Origin of the sequence: Nonomuraea sp. LPB2021202275-12-8 (assembly GCF_037044575.1) — a bacterium.
Taxonomy (GTDB): Bacteria; Actinomycetota; Actinomycetes; order Streptosporangiales; family Streptosporangiaceae; genus Nonomuraea.
In genome coordinates, this window is the sequence record NZ_JBAHWD010000007.1 from 69,579 (window position 1) to 86,434 (window position 16,856).

The following is a 16,856-nucleotide window of genomic DNA, read 5'->3' on the forward strand; positions in this document are numbered from 1 at the left end:
AAACATGCCACAGATCATCGAGTTCCCGGCCAGGCACTATGTCGGGATCCGCGCGACCGTCACCATGACGACCTTCGGCGTCGTCGCCGACCGGCTGGGGGAGATCTTCGCCTGGCTCGCCGAGCGGGGCGCGCCGCCCGCCGGAGGGCCGTTCTTCAGATATTTCGTCATCGACATGAAAGGCGACCTGCGGGTGGAGGGCGGGGTCCCGGTCGCCACCCCGGTGGAGGGCGAGGGCGACATCTTCGCCGCCACCCTGCCCGCCGGCCGCTACGTCACCGAAACCCATGCCGGCCACCCCGACCAGCTCATCGACGCGACCGCGGCGCTGCTGGCCTGGGCGGAGAGCCAGGGGCTGCGCTTCGACATGACGCGGGAGCCGGACGGCGAGCACTGGGGCTCCCGCCTGGAGATCTACCACACCAACCCGGAGGAGCAGCCGGACATGAACAAGTGGGAGACGGAACTGCAGTTCAGGCTCGCCTGACGGGATGAGGCCAAGGTCGGTCCCGGTGCCGACGAGTGATCGCAGCGGCCGCCTCAGATGGGACCGAGTTCGGACGTCCACATTTGGCAGGTCCAAACTCGGTCCCATCGTGGAGCGACATCTCTCGTGGCGGCCTAACGCCAGACGTCGAGCAGTTCCTCGGGGGTGACGTGCCTGACGCCCTGCACGCTGCATCCGGCGCGGGAGACCGCGTAGAGCGGTGTGGAGGTGTCGGCTCCCGGCATCTTCGACTGGTGGACGATGAGCTCACGCAGGTCGTGGTCGTCGAACGGCCGGTTCTCCAGCCACTTGACCGACCCGAGCATGGTGATCCTCTTGGCGATCGGTTCCCGGTCGGCGCCGACGAGGTCGATCTCCGGATCGTTCGTTCTCGTCCAGTAGCCGCCGATCGCCCCCGTAGCCGGAGGCAGCTCGTCCATGCGCCTGAGGGATTCGCGGATGAGCGGCTCCACGGCCATCCCACGCCACGATGTCCAGCTCTGGCGGATTCGTTCGAGGATCTTGTCACCCCGGCCACGCTCGATGTCCGTCAGGCGCGTGCTGATGAACGGGATCCAGAACCGCAGGTGGGAGTCGACAACGTGGTAGCGCGTCTCCCGGGAGGGGCGCGTGGACAGCGGGCGCTCCACGGCGATCACGCGCTTCTCCAGCAGGAGCTGAAGAGCGCGATTCATCGACGCGCGTGAGATGTCCTGGGTGGCGGCGGCGATGTTGGCGTGCGTGCGCTGCCCCGATCCGACCGCGCCGAGTACTTGACGGGCCATGGCCTCTGGGGGGAACTCCGCGCCGAGCGCGCGCTCGCCGCTGACGATCAGCGCCGAAAGCGGGTCCTCGATCGCCTGTTCCAGGTAGTCCCAGAGCGAACCCCCTTCCGGCCACTCCTCGCAGATCATGGGCAGGCCGCCGGAGACCAGGTGGGCGTCGAACGCCTCCGCCGGGGGCAGACCCAGCGCCTGACCGACGTCGTACGGCGTAAGCGGATTGATCACGAAGTCGGCGGCTCGCTGGTAGAAGGGCCGATCGTAGGAGTTGATCGCTTCCATCATGGACAGGTCCGAGCCGATGAGCAGCAACAGCACCGGCTGCCTGGAGAACTCCTTGTCGAAGAGTTTCTGCAGCACTCCTTCGAAGGAAGGGTCGATCTTGATGAGATAGGGGAGTTCGTCGATGACGACGATGCTGGGCGAGTCCTGTGGGATGGCGCGGGCCAGGAGGGTGAGCGCGTCGTGCCAGGAGTCCGGCTGCTTGTCCTCGAACGCGGTGACGTCGGGCAGGGAGGATGCGCGCACCTCCTCGGTGAAGGTGCGTAGTTCGCTGCTCAGGGTCTGACCGCTGGCCGTGTAGTACACGTGCGGTAGCCCGGTCTGCTTGATGAACTCCTCCGCCAACCGCGACTTTCCCACACGGCGGCGTCCTCGCACGAGGAGCGCGCGCCCTGGGCGCCCACCCCTGCCGGTCTTGTCCAGCGTGCGACGCAGGGCGGCCAACTCCCGTGTCCTGCCGATGAAAGACTCCACGCCCCGCCTCCCGTTAGTCTCATCCATGAGACTAACGGGAGCGAACGGGCCAGGCGACGGTCTTCGCGGCCCGAACTCTCATGATGGTCTCAAGGATGAGACTGAAGTGCGAGCTCCTTTCTCAGGTCCGACTTCATGGCGTCGAGCTCCCGGGCGGCCTCGGCGCGGGCGTCCGCGACCTCGCCCGTCACCGGGATCACCACCTCCAGATAGCACTTGAGCTTCGGCTCCGTGCCCGAGGGCCGGACCACCACGCGGGCGTCGCCCGACAGCGTGAAGCGCAGCCCCTCGGTGGGTGGCAGCCCGCCGACGCCCTGGCTGAGGTCGTCGATCCTGGCCACCGTACGACTGCCGAGTGCGGACGGGGGGTCGGCGCGGAGGCGGGACATGGCATCGGCGATCAGCGACAGGTCGTCCACGCGGGCCGACAGCTGCGCGGTGGCGTGCAGGCCGTGGCGCCTGGCCTGGTGGTCGAGGAGGTCGAGCAGCGTGCGGCCGTCGCGTTTGGCGGCCGCGGCGATGGCGGCCACGGTCAGCGCCGCGCCGATGCCGTCCTTGTCGCGGACCGGCAGGTAGTCGCCGGGGGCGGCGTCCGGTGCCGGCGCGGTCGTGCCGACGCTGTAGCCGATCGCCTCTTCGTAGCCGAAGACCAGGGCGGGCCCCGCCTTGATGATCCACTTGAAGCCGGTCAGCGTCTCGCCGTAGCGGACGCCGTGGGCGTGGGCGATCTTGCCGAGCAGGGTCGAGGAGACGATCGTGGTGGCCACCAGGCGCTCGCCCGACGTGTGGGTGAGGATGTGCTCGGCCAGCAGGCCGCCCACTTCGTCGCCGGTCAGCATGCGGCAGCCGCCGCCGGCCAGCGGGACGCCGACCGCGCACCGGTCGGCGTCGGGGTCGTTGGCCAGCACCAGATCCGCGTTGATCCTGGCGGCGAGCGCGATGGCGAGGTCCATGGCGCCCGGCTCCTCCGGGTTGGGGAACGCCACGGTGGGGAAGTCGGGGTCGGGGTTGCGCTGCTCCTCGACGGCCATCGGGCTCTCGAAGCCGGCGGCCAGGAAGGCGCCCGTGAGCGTGCCGGCGCCGACGCCGTGCAGCGGGGTGTAGGCGACCCGCAGCTCGCGGGCGTCGCCGAGGGGCAGGGCGGTGACCGCGTCGATGTAGTCGTCGATGACGGCGTCGCTCAGCTCGGTGAGCGTGCCGGGGGAGTGCAGCGGCAGGCGGTCGACCGGGCCCACGTCGTCGATGGCGGCGGAGATCTGCCTGTCGACGGGCGGCACGATCTGCGAGCCGTCGCCCCAGTAGACCTTGTAGCCGTTGTCCCTGGGCGGGTTGTGGCTGGCGGTGACGGTCACGCCGGCGTCCGCGCCGAGGTGGCGGACCGCGAAGGCGAGCACGGGCGTGGGCAGGGGGCCGGGCAGCAGCGAGGCGTGCACCCCCGCGCCCGTCAGCACGGCGGCGGTGTCGCGGGCGAACACGTCGGACTTGTGCCGGGCGTCGTAGCCGACGACGACGTGCTTGCCGGGGCCGAGCACCCGGGCGAGCCCGGCGGCGGCGCGCATGACGGTGACCCGGTTCATCCGGTTGGGGCCCGCGCCGAGCTCGCCGCGCAGGCCCGCGGTGCCGAACTCGAGCTTGGCCGCGAACCGGTCGCGCAGCGCCTCGGTGTCGCCGCGCTCCAGCAGCTCCGAGAGCTCGGCCCGGGTGTCGGGGTCGGGGTCCTGCCGAAGCCACTCGCGGGCCTGCTCGTGAAGGCTCACAGCCGGTCGACCACCTTGGCGAGCAGGACGCCCATGCGGGTGGCCGTGGCGCGGCCGACCTCCAGGACCTCCTCGTGGTCCAGCGGGTCGCCCGCCAGGCCGGCGGCCGGGTTGGTGACGAGCGAGATGCCCAGCACCTCCAGCCCGGCCTCGCGGGCCGCGATCGCCTCCAGCACGGTGGACATGCCGATCAGGTCGCCGCCGAGCGTGCGCAGCATCCGGATCTCGGCGGGCGTCTCGTAGGTGGGCCCGCGGAAGGCGACGTAGACGCCCTCGGCCAGGCTCGGGTCCACGCCCTGGACGAGCTCGCGCAGCCGCTTGGAGTAGACCTCGGTGAGGTCGAGGAACGTGGTGCCGGTGATCGGGTTGACGCCCGTCATGTTGATGTGGTCGCTGATCAGCACCGGGTCGCCCACCTGCTGCGTCTCCGGGCGCAGGCCGCCTGCCGCGTTGGTCAGCACGACCGTGCGCACGCCCGCGGCGGCGGCGGTGCGCACGCCGTGGACGACGGAGCCGACGGCGTGGCCCTCGTAGAGGTGGCTGCGGCCGAGGAGGACCAGTGCGTGGCGGCCGGCGTCGGTGCGGACGACGCGGACCCTGCCGCCGTGCCCGGCCACGGCGGGCGCCGAGAAGCCGGGCAGGTCGGTGAACGGGATCTCGGCGACCGTCCGGCCGATCGCGTCGGCGGCCGGCACCCAACCGGACCCCATCACCAGGGCCACGTCGAAGGTGTCGAGGCCGGCGGCCGCCTTCAGCGCGGCGGCGGCCTCACCGGCCAGGGAGTACGGGTCGTTGCTCACCTCAGTAGTTTAGGAGCAGCCTGTCCAGGACCCGCACCCCGAACTGCAGCGCCTCCACCGGCACCCGCTCGTCCACGCCGTGGAACATCGAGGCGAAGTCCATGTCGGCGGGCAGCCGCAGCGGCACGAACCCGAACCCGCGCACACCCAGGTCGGCGAAGAACGTCTTGTTGTCGGTGCCGCCCGACATGCAGTAGGGCACCGCCCGGGCGGTCGGGTCCTCCGCCTTCAGCGCCTCGATCATCGACTCGACCAGGGCGCCGTCGAAAGTGGTCTCCAGCGCGATGTCGTGGTGCACGAACTCGCGGCGCACCTTGGGCCCGATCAGCGAGTCGACGGTCTTGAAGAACTCCTCCTCGTGGCCGGGCAGGAAGCGGCCGTCGACGACGGCGGTGGCCTGGCCGGGGATGACGTTCGACTTGTAGCCGGCGCCGAGCTGGGTGGGGTTGGTGGTGTTGCTGAGCGTGGCGCCGACGAAGCGGACCAGCGGCCCGATCCTGTCCAGGATCGGCGCGGGGTCGTTCTCGTCGAACGGCAGCCCGAAGGCGTCGGAGACCTCGGTGAGGAAACGGCGCACGGTGGGGGTGAGGGTGATGGGCCACTCGTGGGCGCCGATCCTGGCGACCGCCTTGGCCACCTCGGTGACCGCGTTGTCGGAGTTGAGCATGGAGCCGTGCCCGGCCGTGCCGTCGGCGATCAGCTTCATCCAGGCCAGGCCCTTCTGGGCCGTCTCGATCAGGTAGAGCCGCAGCGACGGGTCCACCTCCAGGGAGTAGCCGCCGACCTCGCTGATCGCCTCGGTGACGCCTTCGAACAGCTCGGGGTGGTGCTTGGACAGGTGCTTGGCGCCGTAGACGCCGCCCGCCTCCTCGTCGGCGACCCAGGCGAAGACCAGGTCGCGGCGCGGCCTGCGGCCGTCGCGGGTGAGCTGCCTGAGGACGGCCAGCATCATCGCGTCCATGTCCTTCATGTCGACCGCGCCGCGGCCCCAGATGTAGCCGTCGCGCACCTCGCCCCCGAACGGGTCGACGGACCAGTCGTCGGCGTTGGCGGGCACCACGTCGAGATGGCCGTGGACGAGCAGCGCGGGCAGCGACGGGTCCGTGCCCTCGACGCGGGTGATCACGTTGCCGCGGCCGGGCTCGCTCTCGATGTAGGTGGCGTCGATCCCGACCTCTGCCAGCCTGGCCATGACGACCTCGGCCGTGGCCCGCTCGCCGGGGCCGCTGCCGTCCCCGTAGTTGCTGCTGTCTACCCGGATGAGCTCGGCGCAGAGGTCGGCGACCTCGTTCTCGGCGGTGTTCTCGGCAGGGGTCATGATGTCTTCTCCAGGGTGAGCAGGCCGGACTTGTGCAGATGGCCGCGTTTGTACGCGCGGGTTATGAGGGTGACATTGACGTCGGTGACCTCGTCGAGCAAGCCGACGACGCCTGAGAGGAAACGGTAGAGGTCGGCCTCGTGGGTGACCGCCACCTGGACGATCAGGCTGTGGGTGCCGGTGGTGGCGGCGCAGTAGCGCACGTTGGGGTGCGCGGCCAGCGTCTGGCCGACCCGGTCGAGGCCGTGCGGGCGGACCTTGAGCCAGAGCTGGGCCTCCACCTCCAGGCCGAGCAGCGCCGGCTCGGTCTCCGCCCGCAGCAGCAGAAGGCGCCGGTCGAGGAGGGAGGCTACCCGCCTGCGCGCGGTCGGCACCGACACCTCCAGCCGCTCGGCGATCGCGGTGAAGGCGATCCGCCCGTCTGCGGCCAGCAGCTCGGCGATCTCCTGCTCCAGAGGCGACAGCCCGTCCTCGTCGGGCAGGGAGGCGGGCGGCGGCGCCGGGCGCAGCTCGGCCAGCTCCTGCTCGGTGAGGTAGGGCGCGTGCCATTCGGCGACGGTCATGAACGTGTGGAGTACGACCTGGGTCTGAGTCTGCAGCACCCCGTCGATCTCGCTGATCTGCGTGGACAGGATGTCGTGCAGCGCCTCCCTGGACGGGGAGACGAGCTCGCAGCCGACGTCGGTGGCGCCGGTCAGGGCGTAGACCGAGCGGGTGTCGAGCCGAGTGGCGATGGCCACGGCGACCCTGGCCGCCGTGCCGGGCCGTACCTGCACGTGGAGGTGGACCGGGCGGCCGTGTCCGGAGCGGAGGTCGTCGTAGATGGCCGTGACGCGGACGACGCCGTCGGCGATCAGCCGCTGCAGGCGGCGCGCGACGGTCCGCTCGTGCTCTCCGACGGCCCTGCCGATCTCTCCCCACGAGGCGCGGGGGCTGACCTGGAGGGCGGATACCAGTCGCCGGTCGAGAACATCCACAGAGAGCCGTTTCTGTGTCGGATTCGTCAATGCTTGACCGAATATTTGACTGTTTCGGTCGTTGGACTGCACAGTAGGCCATCACCGACTGTTCAGCAAAGGAGTCCCGGTGGCGACATCCCCCACTGCCACATCTCCGATCGGTATCCCCAGGAGTCGCGTCCGCCAGCTCGTGGCGGCCAGCGTCGGCAACGTCGTCGAGTGGTTCGACTGGTATGCCTACTCGTTCCTGGCCGTGTACTTCTCGGCGCAGATCTTCCCTGAAACCGACAACCCGCTCGTCCCCGTGCTCAGCGCCTTCGCGGTCTTCGCCGTCGGGTTCTTCATGCGCCCGCTGGGCGGGCTGCTGGTCGGCGCGTTCGCCGACCGGTTCGGCCGCAAGGCCGCGATGACGTTCACGATCATCTTGATGGGCGTGGGCTCGCTGCTGCTGGCGGTGACGCCGACCTATGAGAACGCCGGCGTGCTGGCGCCGATCATCCTGACGCTGGCGCGGCTGATCCAGGGCCTGTCGGTCGGCGGCGAGTTCGCCGCCGCGACCACGTTCCTGGTGGAGTCGGCCCCTCCTGGACGCCGCGGCCTGTTCTCCAGCTTCCAGTACGTCAGCACCACGATCGGCCAGCTCCTGGCCTCCGGCCTGGCCGCGCTGCTCGCCAGCACGCTCAGCGAGCCGGACATGAACTCCTACGGCTGGCGTGTCGTCTTCGTGATCGGCGCCGTGATCAGCCTGGTCGGCCTGTGGATCCGCAAGGGCGCCGAGGAGACCAGCACGGTCGCCGCGGACATCAGGGAAGGCAGGGTCGAGCGGCCCGGCCTGTTCGAATTCCTGGTCCGCTACCCGACCAAGGCCGCGCTCATCGTCGGCATCACGGTCGCGGGCACGGTCGCCTACTACACCTGGACCACGTTCCTGCCGACCTACGCACAGCAGAACGTGAACTTCGACAAGGCCGACTCGCTCACCGTGGGCACGATCTCGCTGGTCTTCTTCATGGTCCTGCAGCCGCTGCTCGGCATGCTGTCAGACCGGGTCGGCCGCAAGCCCATGCTGATCACCTTCGGCCTCGGGTTCACGATCCTGCCGGTGCCGCTGCTCGGCATGCTGACGGACTCGTTCTCCAGCCTGCTGCTCATCCAGCTCGTCGGCATGGTCTTCCTCGGCTGCTTCACCTCGATCTCGGCCGCGGTCAACTCCGAGCTGTTCCCGACCCGGGTCCGGGCGGCCGGCGCCGGATTCCCGTACTCGCTGACCGTCGCCATCTTCGGCGGCACCGCGCCGCTCATCGGCACCGCGCTGAAGGACGCGGGCGCCTCCGGGCTGTTCCCGTGGTACATGTCCGCGCTGGCGCTGATCTCCACACTGGTGTACGTCTTCGCGCTGAAGGAGACCAAGCACCTGCCGCTGAGCTGATCAGGACCCGAGCGACTTGCAGGGGCGTCCCCGCAACTCCTTGACGTAGTCGTCGGGGGCGCCCGCCCGCTCGGCCGCGTCGGCCAGGATGCCCAGGTAGCGGGCGGACGGCAGCCCGCCCTCGTAGCCGTCCAGTACGTAGAACCACGCCAGGAGCTCGCCCTCAAGGGTCTGCACGCGCAGCCGGACCTTGTGATAGAGGCCGCGGGCCGCGCCTTCCCACTGGTCGAGCGAGGTCTCGTCGAACTCGGGCACGTCATAGAGGACGACGAAGACGTGCTCGTCGGGGTCCTCGACGATGGTGGCGATCGCGCCTTCCCAGCCGAAGATCTCCCCGCCGAAGGTCAGACGCCAGCCAGGCAGCCATCCCACATCCCGCACCGGGGAGTGGGGGGCGCGCATGGCCATCTGCTCCGGGTCCATGTTGCTGCCGTAGGCGGCGTAGACAGGCACAGCAATCAAGACTAGCGCGCGTGGACCGCCCCGTTCGTCAGCAGCTCAGAGGATGCGGGACAATGGGACACGTGACGAGGATCGTGATCATAGGTGGTGGACCAGGCGGCTACGAGTCGGCACTCGTGGCGGCGCAGCTAGGCGCGCAGGTCACGATGGTCGAGCAGGACGGCCCTGGCGGGGCGTGCGTGCTGACCGACTGCGTGCCGTCCAAGACGCTGATCGCGACCTCGGTCCGCAAGCAGGCGCTGCTCGACGCGCCGTCGCTGGGCGTCGCCTTCACCGGCGGACTCGACGGTGACGTCGGCGTGGCGCAGGTCGATCTGCCGCTGGTCAACCAGCGGGTCAAGGAGCTGGCGCAGGCACAGTCGGCCGACATCGCCACCCGGGTCCAGGCCGAGGGCGTCGAGATCGTCAAGGCGCGCGGGCGGCTGGTCGACCCGCAGGTCGTCAGGGCGGGCGACCGCACCATCAGGGCGGACGTGGTGCTCGTGGCCACCGGCGCTACCCCGCGCATCCTGCCCGGCGCGGAGCCCGACGGCGAGCGCATCCTCAACTGGCGCCAGCTTTACGACCTGGACGAGCTGCCCGAGCACCTGATCGTGATCGGCTCGGGCGTGACCGGCGCGGAGTTCGCCGGCGCCTACCGGTCGCTCGGAGCCGAGGTCACGCTCGTCTCCAGCCGCGACAGGATGATGCCCAACGAGGACGCCGACGGTGCCGAGGTGCTGGAGGAGGTCTACCGCCGCCGCGGCATGAACGTCATGGGCCGCTCGCGTGCCGCCTCCGTCAAGCGCACCGCCGACGGTGTCGTGGTGATGCTGGAGGACGGCCGGACGGCCGAGGGCTCGCACGCGCTGATGACGGTGGGCATGGTGCCCAACACCGGCGGCATCGGCCTGGAGGAGGCCGGGGTCCAGCTCGACCGCAACGGGTTCGTCAAGGTCGACAAGGTCTCGCGCACGTCCGCCCCCGGCGTCTATGCGGCCGGCGACTGCACCGGCGTGCTCATGCTCGCCTCGGTCGCGGCCATGCAGGGGCGCATCGCGGTCTGGCACGCGCTCGGCGAGGCCGTCCAGCCGCTGCGGCTGGCCACCGTGGCGTCCAACATCTTCACCGACCCGGAGATCGCCGCCGTGGGTGTCGCGCAGCGGGCGATCGAGGCGGGCGAGATCGAGGCGAACGTGGTCAAGCTGCCGCTGGCCACCAACGCCCGGGCCAAGATGCAGGGCTTCAACGACGGTTTCGTCAAGCTCTTCTGCCGCCCGCACACCGGGATCGTGCTCGGCGGCGTGGTGGTGGCGCCGCGCGCGTCGGAGCTGATCCTGGCCGTGTCGGTGGCCGTGCAGCAGCGCCTCACCGTCGACCAGATCGCGCACACCTTCGCCGTCTACCCGTCGCTGTCCGGCTCCATCACCGAGGCGGCCCGCCGCCTCATGCAGCCCGAGGCGTCCATCGGGATCTGATTCCCCGGTTCATGTGGGCTCCGGTTGGGGGCAGGTTCGTGGCTCCGTGCGCGTCTCGCCCTGGTCGACCATCGCGGGTGGCAGGCTCACCCCTACCGGCGGCGCTGCTGGGTCCATCTCGCCGAAGTCCGGTGGGACCTGCCATCCTCCTGGCCGCGACAGGTCGACAGTGCCGCCGGAGAACTCGGCGCCGCGGAAACTGACTTCGCTGCCGGAGAAGTCGGCGCCGCGGAAGGTGACGGTGCCGCCCGAGAACCGCGCGTCGTAGAAGGCGACGGTGCCGCCGGAGAACGTCGTGTCGAGGAACTTGACGAGGCCGCCCGAGAATTCGGCGCCGAGGAAGCCCACGATGGCGCCGGAGAACTCCACCCGGTCGAAGCTGACGCGGCCGCCGGTGAACTTGGTGCCGGAGAAGTTGACGTCGCCGTCGGTGAACCTGGCGCCAGAGAAATTTCCGCCGTCGAACACCGCGTCGGAGAAATCGAAGGTGTGCCCCTGCCACGAGACGCCGGCGCCGTCGCGCAGGCGAGCCACGATGACGTCGATGACGGTGTGGCGAACCCGCTGGTCGCGGGCGAAGGCCAGCTTCTGCTCCGACGGGGCATCGGGGCCTGGATCCGGCTCGTACGGCAGCTGGAGGTAGGCACACAGCACGTCGATGCAGGTCTGACGGAGCGGCGCCCAATCGTCGGCAAGCCCTGCGAGGGCGTGCGCGCCGGCCAGGCGAACGGCGGCCCCGTCATGTCCGAGCTGCCCGGCCGCGGTGGCGAACCGCTCATTGAAAACCCGGGCCAGGTCCTCGCGAGCACGCCGCTCGTCCCTTTCGTCGGCGACCTCGGCCAGACGTTGCCGCCGGTAGGCCATCACCAGGGCGAACAACGCGCCCGTCCCCGCGACCGTGCCCAAGACCAGCTTCAGCACCTCCAGCAGTTGGCTGGGCGGCAAGGCGCCGGTCGGTGCCAGCTGTGGGAACCCCAGCACCGCCAGCACGATGACCATCACTGTGGCCAGCCCGAGAACCGCCACGCTGATGGCGATCGTCAGCGTTCGGCCGATCGGCCATAAACCCGCCTCCGACTCCACCGCCCGCTGCTCGGCAGCACCCCGGGACGCGCCATCCGAAACGGCTCTGCTCATGTCCTGACCCTCTGATCAACGCGCTGGAGCGACGACAGCTCAACGATGGCACCTTCGCACGTCTGCCTGCAGCCCAGAACCCGGCACCCTCGCCGGCCCACAAGACTCGGGGCGGGGGGTTCGGATGGTCGCCCAACGAATTCGGCGTTGACGTTTGTTGGTATGGACAGCAAACTAATTCACTAGTTCGCGCAGCCCTGCAAAGGAGCATCCATGCCCTATCGCCCCCCACTGGTGGCGCACGAGTACTTCGTGGCCGATCCACCTGAGCTGCCGGTCCGCGCGCATGGCGAGGGTGGACTGTCCGCGCTGACCACCGCCGAGCTGGTGGCCGCCGACGGCGCGGGAGTGATGCTGAAGGCCGTGACCACGGCGGAGGAGGCCCTGGTCGTCCAGGTCGGTGTGGCGGGCGAGGGGGTGATCCGGGTACGGCTGAGCGAGGACGCCGACGCCAGGCCGCGGTCCGAGCGGGCGATCGCCCTGGTGACGCCTGGCACGTTCCCGGGGGCTCGGGCCGAGGCGGTTCCCGGCGAGCCGATCGTGATCGACGCGGGCTCCCTGCGGGCCGAGATCCACCTCGCGCCCTGGCACCTGCGCTTCACCGACGCCTCGGGCGCCACGCTGGTCGAGCAGGACCGCGGGCACACCGACATCAGCGGCCGGATGCGTACGCTGCCGTTCGGCAGGTCCGCGGCGGGCGGGGCGGCGGTGGCCTACCACGAGAGCTTCGCCGCCGCCCCCGACGAGGCGTTCGCCGGGTTCGGCGAGTCGTTCGCGCCGCTGGACAAGCGAGGGCAGCGGCCGATCATGTGGAACTTCGACGCCTTCGGCGCCGAGTCGCAGCGCGCCTACAAGAACGTGCCCCTCTATCTGTCGAGCAAGGGCTACGGGATCCTGGTCGACAGCGGCGCGCCGACCGAGTTCGACGTGTGCCAGTCGACGCACAGCGTCGTGCAGATCGTGGTGCCCGACGACGTGATGGACTACTACGTGATCGCCGGGCCGACGCCGCCCGAGGTGCTGGACCGCTTCGACGGGCTGACCTGCCGCCCCGAGCTGCCGCCGAAGTGGGCGTTCGGCACCTGGATCTCCTCCGGGTTCTGTGTGGACAGCCAGGAGCGGGTGCTGGCGAGGGCGCGCACGATCAGGGAGCGCGGCATCCCATGCGATGTGCTGCACCTGGACACCTACTGGCAGAGCGACGGCCACTGGTCCGATCTGCGCTGGGATCCGGTCAACTTTCCCGAGCCCGAGGCGATGCTGACCGAGCTGGACGGGATGGGGTTCAAGGTGTGCCTATGGATGAACCCCTACATCTCCCACCTAAGCCCGGCGTTCGAGGCGGCGGCCGATGCCGGATATTTCCTGAAGACTCCGGGGGGTGAGCCGTACGTCGCCGACACCTGGCACGGCTCCTTCCCGCCCTGCGGCATCATCGACCTCACCAACCCGGACGCCGTCCGCTGGTTCCAGGGCCTGCTGCGGCCGCTGCTCCAGCAGGGTGTGCAGGCCTTCAAGACCGACTTCGCCGAGGGAGTGCCGCACGACGCGGTCGCCGGCAACGGGATGACCGGCACGGACCTGCACAACGTCTACACCCTGCTGTTCAACGACGCGGTCGCCGCGGTGACCCGGGAGGTCCACGGCCACAGCCTGGTCTGGGCGCGCTCGTCGTTCCTCGGCGGCCAGCGGCACAGCGCCCAGTGGAGCGGCGACACCTACACCAGCTACGCGGCCATGGGCAGCACCATCCGGGGCGGGCTCGCCCACGGTCTGTCCGGGGTGCCGTTCTGGAGTCACGACGCCGGCGGGTTCACCGGCAGGCCGACCGACGACCTGTTCGTCCGCTGGACCCAGTTCGGCGCGCTGTCGCCGCTGCTGCGCCTGCACGGCACCACCAGCAGGGAGCCGTGGGAGTTCCCGGCCGTCGAAGCGCAGGCCGTGGCGGCGCTGGAGCTGCGTTACCGGCTGATGCCGTACATCTACTCGGCGGCCGTGGAGGCCGCCAGGACCGGCGCGCCGATGATGCGCGCGCTGTGCGTGGACCATCCGGAGGACCCGGTCGCCTGGCGGGCCGACCTGGAGTACCTGCTCGGCCGGGACCTGCTGGTGGCGCCGATGACCTCACCCGAGGGCACCCGCGCCGTCTACCTGCCGGCCGGCGAGTGGGTGGACTACTGGACCGGGGACGTGCACGGCGGCTCCCGCTACGTCACCGTCAGCAAGCCGCTGGAGCAGATCCCGCTGTTCGTCCGGCACGGCGCGCTCGTCCCCGTCACCGAGCCCGGTGACACCGTGAGCACGCCGGACCGGATCACGCTGGTCGCCTTCGGGGGTGGCGACCGGCGGATGCGGATCCACGACACCGACGGCGAGACCGCCGTCGTGGCCACCCGGGACGGTGACACGCTCCGCGTGGCCGTCACCGGGCAGAAACGGGTCGCCGCCGTCGAGTTCGCCCCGGTGGCGGGCGCTCCCGGCCGGGCCGTCATCACCCAGGAGGAATCATGATCAAGAAATCTGGCGTGGCGGCACTGGCAGCCGTGGTGCTCGCCCTGTCGGCCTGCGGCTCGGGCGCGGGCGAGGAACCCCCCAAGGCGGGCGAGCCGCGCGTGCTCAAGCTCTGGCACTACGAGGGCGCTGACAGCGCCATGGGCAAGGCCTGGGCCGAGGCGATCAAGAAGTTCGAGGCTTCGCACCCGGGCGTGACCGTCAAGTTCGAGGAGAAGGGCTTCGAGCAGATCCAGAAGACGGCGAGCATGGTGCTCAACTCCGACGAGGCGCCCGACCTCATGGAGTACAACAAGGGCAACGCCACCGCCGGCCTGCTGTCCAAGCAGGGCCTGATCGCCGACCTGAGCGAGGAGGCGACCAAACGCGGCTGGGACAAGCTGCTGCCCGGCGGCCTGCAGACCACCGCCAAGTACGACGACCGAGGCGTCATGGGCTCCGGCAAGTGGTTCGGCCTGCCCAACTACGGCGAGTTCGTGATGGTCTACTACAACAAGGACCTGTTCGAGAAGCACAAGGTCGACGTGCCGACCACCTTCGAGGAGTTCACGGCCGCGCTGGACACCTTCGTCAAGGCCGGCGTCACGCCCATCGCCTCGGCCGGGGCCGAATACCCTGCCCAGCAGATCGTCTACCAGCTCGCGCTGTCCAAGGCGCAGCGGCCGTGGGTGGACGCCTTCCAGCTCTACAAGGGCAAGGTCGACTTCCAGGGCCCCGAGTTGACCTACGGCGCGCAGACCTTCGCCGACTGGGTGCAGAAGGGCTACGTCGACAAGAAGTCCTCGGGGCTGAAGGCCGAGGACATGGGCGTCGCGTTCATGAAGGGCGAGTTCCCCGTCATGATCAGCGGTAGCTGGTGGTACGGCCGGGTCGTCGAGGAGGCCAAGTCCTTCGAGTGGGGGCACTTCCTGTTCCCAGGATCGACCCTGGCGCCCGGCTCCAGCGGCAACCTCTGGGTCGTGCCCGAGAAGTCCGAGAACAAGGACCTGGCCTACGACTTCATCGACATCACGATGAGCAAGGACATCCAGAACCTGCTCGGCAACTCCGGTGGCGTGCCGGTGGCCGCGGACCCGGCGGCGATCACCGATCCGAAGAGCAAGGAGCTCATCGAGACCTTCAACAAGGTGACGGCTGCCGACGGTCTGGCGTTCTACCCAGACTGGCCCGCCCCCGGCTACTACGACGTGCTGGTGGCGGGGACGCAGAACCTCATCAACGGCAGCAAGACACCCGCCCAGGTGCTGGACGAGATCGCCAAGCCGTACGAGGACAACCTCGCCGACCTCGGCAACTAGATGAGAATGCGCACAAGGGGCTACTGGCTTTACCTGGTGCCCAGCCTGGTGCTGTTCCTGGCTGTCATCGTGGTGCCATTCCTGATGAACCTGGGCGTGAGCTTCACCCGCTGGTCGGGTGTGGGCACGCCCAGGTGGATCGGCCTGGACAACTACACCCGGCTGCTGGAGGACGAGCGCTTCTGGCTGTCGTTCCAGAACAACGTGGCCCTCATCGTGGCCATGGCGATCGTGCCGACCGCGCTCGGCCTGCTGCTGGCCGCCGCGCTGTTCGACTACATCGGCAAGCGGTTCGGCACGCGTACGGCCTCGGCGCTGCGCGCCATGTACTACCTGCCCCAGGTGCTGCCGGTGGCGGTGGCCGGCGTGGTGTGGGGCTGGATGCTGCATCCGTCGTACGGGGCGATCAACCAGGTGTTCGGCCTGAAGCTCGACTGGCTGGGCGACCCCGATCTGGCGCTGGCCACGGTGATGGCCGTGATGGTGTGGTTCCAGCTCGGCTACCCGGTGGTCATCTTCATGGCGGGCCTGCAGCGAGTGGACCCGGCCTACTACGAGGCGGCCGAGCTGGACGGGGCGTCCTGGTGGCGCAAAGTGTGGCACATCACCATCCCGCAGATCCGGCCGGAGATCTTCGTGGTGCTGCTGACCTGCACGATCGCCGCGCTGAAGGTCTTCGGGCCGATCTTCGTGCTGACCCGCGGCGGGCCTGGCAACGCCACGATGGTGCCGTCGTACTTCTCCTATCTGAACTTCTTCCAGAAGAGCAACGTGGGGTACGGCTCGGCGATCGCCACCGTGCTGGCCCTGATCATCATCGTGGTGACGTTCCTGTTCCTGCGCGTGCAGGAGCGTGAGCGATGAGAGGCCCCGGCCGCTGGGCCGTGCTCGCCGCCCTGGCCGTGCTGGCCGTCGTGATGATGTTCCCGTTCGTCATCGTCGCGATCAACGCCGTCAAGTCCCCCGAGGAGTACAGCTCGCAGGGGCCGCTCAGCCTGCCCGACGGGCTCTACCTGCAGGGGATCGTCGACTTCTGGAACCGGGTCGACTTCGGCGAGAAGCTCTGGAACAGCCTGCTGATCAGCGGCTCGGTCGCCGTGCTGGCGGTCGTGCTGTCCGTGCTCAACGCCTACGCGCTGGGCATCGGCAGGGTACGCGGCAGGCTGTCCATCCTGGTGCTGTTCCTGGTGGCCAACACGCTGCCGCAGGAGGCACTGGTCTACCCGCTGTACTACCTGGCCAAGGAGGTCGGGCTCTACGACACCCGGCTGTCGATGATCATCATCTTCACGGTGATCCAGGCGGCCTTCGGGACCTACCTGCTGAGCGCGGTGCTGGGCCAGTTCCCCAAGGAGATCCTGGAGGCCGCGGCGATCGACGGCGCGGGCCGCTTCCGCTCCCTGATCCGGGTCGTGGTGCCCATCAGCAGGCCGACGCTGAGCGTACTGCTGATCTTCTTCTTCATCTGGACCTGGAACGAGTTCTTCCTGCCGCTCATCTTCCTCATCTCCAACGACAACCAGACCGTGCCGGTCGCCCTGGGCATCCTGCAGGGGGAGAGGTACATGGACGCGACGATGTCCAGCGCCTCGGCCCTCCTGGGGATCGTGCCGGCGGTCGCCTTCTTCCTGATCTTCCAGCGCACGCTCACCCGAGGCATCACGGTCGGAGCCGTGAAGTGAGCCTCACCTGCCTAGGAGACC

General features: G+C 69.5%; 14 protein-coding genes. 7 read left to right on the forward strand and 7 right to left on the reverse strand.

Going from position 1 to position 16,856, the window contains the following annotated elements; genetic code table 11:
* The first annotated feature begins 4 nt into the window (after positions 1-4).
* Positions 5-487, forward strand: coding sequence for a GyrI-like domain-containing protein (locus V5E28_RS15660; RefSeq protein WP_336207609.1), 483 nt, complete (start codon positions 5-7; stop codon positions 485-487).
* Between the two features lie 134 nt (positions 488-621).
* Here V5E28_RS15660 and V5E28_RS15665 read toward each other — a convergent pair whose 3' ends face one another.
* From V5E28_RS15665 to V5E28_RS15685, 5 genes are all read right to left on the reverse strand, one after another.
* Complete coding sequence (locus tag V5E28_RS15665; RefSeq protein ID WP_336207611.1) at positions 622-2,052, reverse strand: ATP-binding protein; 1,431 nt, start codon at positions 2,050-2,052, stop codon at positions 622-624.
* A gap of 62 nt (positions 2,053-2,114) precedes the next feature.
* Positions 2,115-3,782: a phospho-sugar mutase gene (locus tag V5E28_RS15670; RefSeq protein WP_336207612.1), complete on the reverse strand. Its 1,668-nt coding sequence runs from the start codon at positions 3,780-3,782 to the stop codon at positions 2,115-2,117.
* Positions 3,779-4,582 carry a purine-nucleoside phosphorylase gene (locus tag V5E28_RS15675; protein ID WP_336207613.1) on the reverse strand — a complete coding sequence of 268 codons (804 nt, stop codon included), beginning with the start codon at positions 4,580-4,582 and terminating at the stop codon, positions 3,779-3,781. Before V5E28_RS15675 ends, V5E28_RS15670 begins: the two co-directional genes overlap by 4 nt.
* A 1-nt stretch (position 4,583) precedes the next feature.
* Positions 4,584-5,900, reverse strand: a complete 1,317-nt coding sequence (locus tag V5E28_RS15680; protein ID WP_336207614.1) for a M20/M25/M40 family metallo-hydrolase — start codon at positions 5,898-5,900, stop codon at positions 4,584-4,586.
* Positions 5,897-6,877, reverse strand: coding sequence for an Lrp/AsnC family transcriptional regulator (locus V5E28_RS15685; RefSeq protein ID WP_336207615.1), 981 nt, complete (start codon positions 6,875-6,877; stop codon positions 5,897-5,899). Before V5E28_RS15685 ends, V5E28_RS15680 begins: the two co-directional genes overlap by 4 nt.
* Positions 6,878-6,986: 109 nt before the next feature.
* Between V5E28_RS15685 and V5E28_RS15690 the strand changes: the two genes are divergently transcribed.
* A complete protein-coding gene (locus V5E28_RS15690) occupies positions 6,987-8,288 on the forward strand; it encodes an MFS transporter (protein WP_336207616.1) in 1,302 nt (433 codons plus the stop codon).
* On the opposite strand, the gene V5E28_RS15695 is transcribed toward V5E28_RS15690, so the two are convergent.
* The gene (locus V5E28_RS15695; RefSeq protein ID WP_336207617.1) at positions 8,289-8,741 is read right to left on the reverse strand and encodes a gamma-glutamylcyclotransferase; all 453 of its coding nucleotides are present in this window, start codon (positions 8,739-8,741) and stop codon (positions 8,289-8,291) included.
* A gap of 71 nt (positions 8,742-8,812) precedes the next feature.
* Here V5E28_RS15695 and V5E28_RS15700 point away from each other — a divergent pair, with 71 nt between their 5' ends.
* Positions 8,813-10,207, forward strand: a complete 1,395-nt coding sequence (locus tag V5E28_RS15700; RefSeq protein ID WP_336207618.1) for an NAD(P)H-quinone dehydrogenase — start codon at positions 8,813-8,815, stop codon at positions 10,205-10,207.
* Positions 10,208-10,216: 9 nt separating this feature from the next.
* Here V5E28_RS15700 and V5E28_RS15705 read toward each other — a convergent pair whose 3' ends face one another.
* Entirely contained in the window at positions 10,217-11,344 is a 1,128-nt protein-coding gene (locus V5E28_RS15705) for a pentapeptide repeat-containing protein (RefSeq protein ID WP_336207619.1), read from the reverse strand.
* 213 nt (positions 11,345-11,557) lie between these two features.
* On the opposite strand from V5E28_RS15705, the gene V5E28_RS15710 reads away from it, so the two are divergent.
* From V5E28_RS15710 to V5E28_RS15725, 4 genes are read left to right on the forward strand one after another with little or no spacing between them, the layout of a single operon-like run.
* Positions 11,558-13,855, forward strand: coding sequence for a TIM-barrel domain-containing protein (locus V5E28_RS15710; RefSeq protein WP_336207620.1), 2,298 nt, complete (start codon positions 11,558-11,560; stop codon positions 13,853-13,855).
* Complete coding sequence (locus tag V5E28_RS15715) at positions 13,852-15,153, forward strand: ABC transporter substrate-binding protein (protein ID WP_336207621.1); 1,302 nt, start codon at positions 13,852-13,854, stop codon at positions 15,151-15,153. Before V5E28_RS15710 ends, V5E28_RS15715 begins: the two co-directional genes overlap by 4 nt.
* Positions 15,154-16,017, forward strand: a complete 864-nt coding sequence (locus V5E28_RS15720; RefSeq protein WP_336207622.1) for a carbohydrate ABC transporter permease — start codon at positions 15,154-15,156, stop codon at positions 16,015-16,017. It abuts the gene before it with no gap.
* The gene (locus V5E28_RS15725) at positions 16,014-16,835 is read left to right on the forward strand and encodes a carbohydrate ABC transporter permease (RefSeq protein WP_336207623.1); all 822 of its coding nucleotides are present in this window, start codon (positions 16,014-16,016) and stop codon (positions 16,833-16,835) included. Before V5E28_RS15720 ends, V5E28_RS15725 begins: the two co-directional genes overlap by 4 nt.
* The last annotated feature ends 21 nt before the right edge of the window (positions 16,836-16,856 follow it).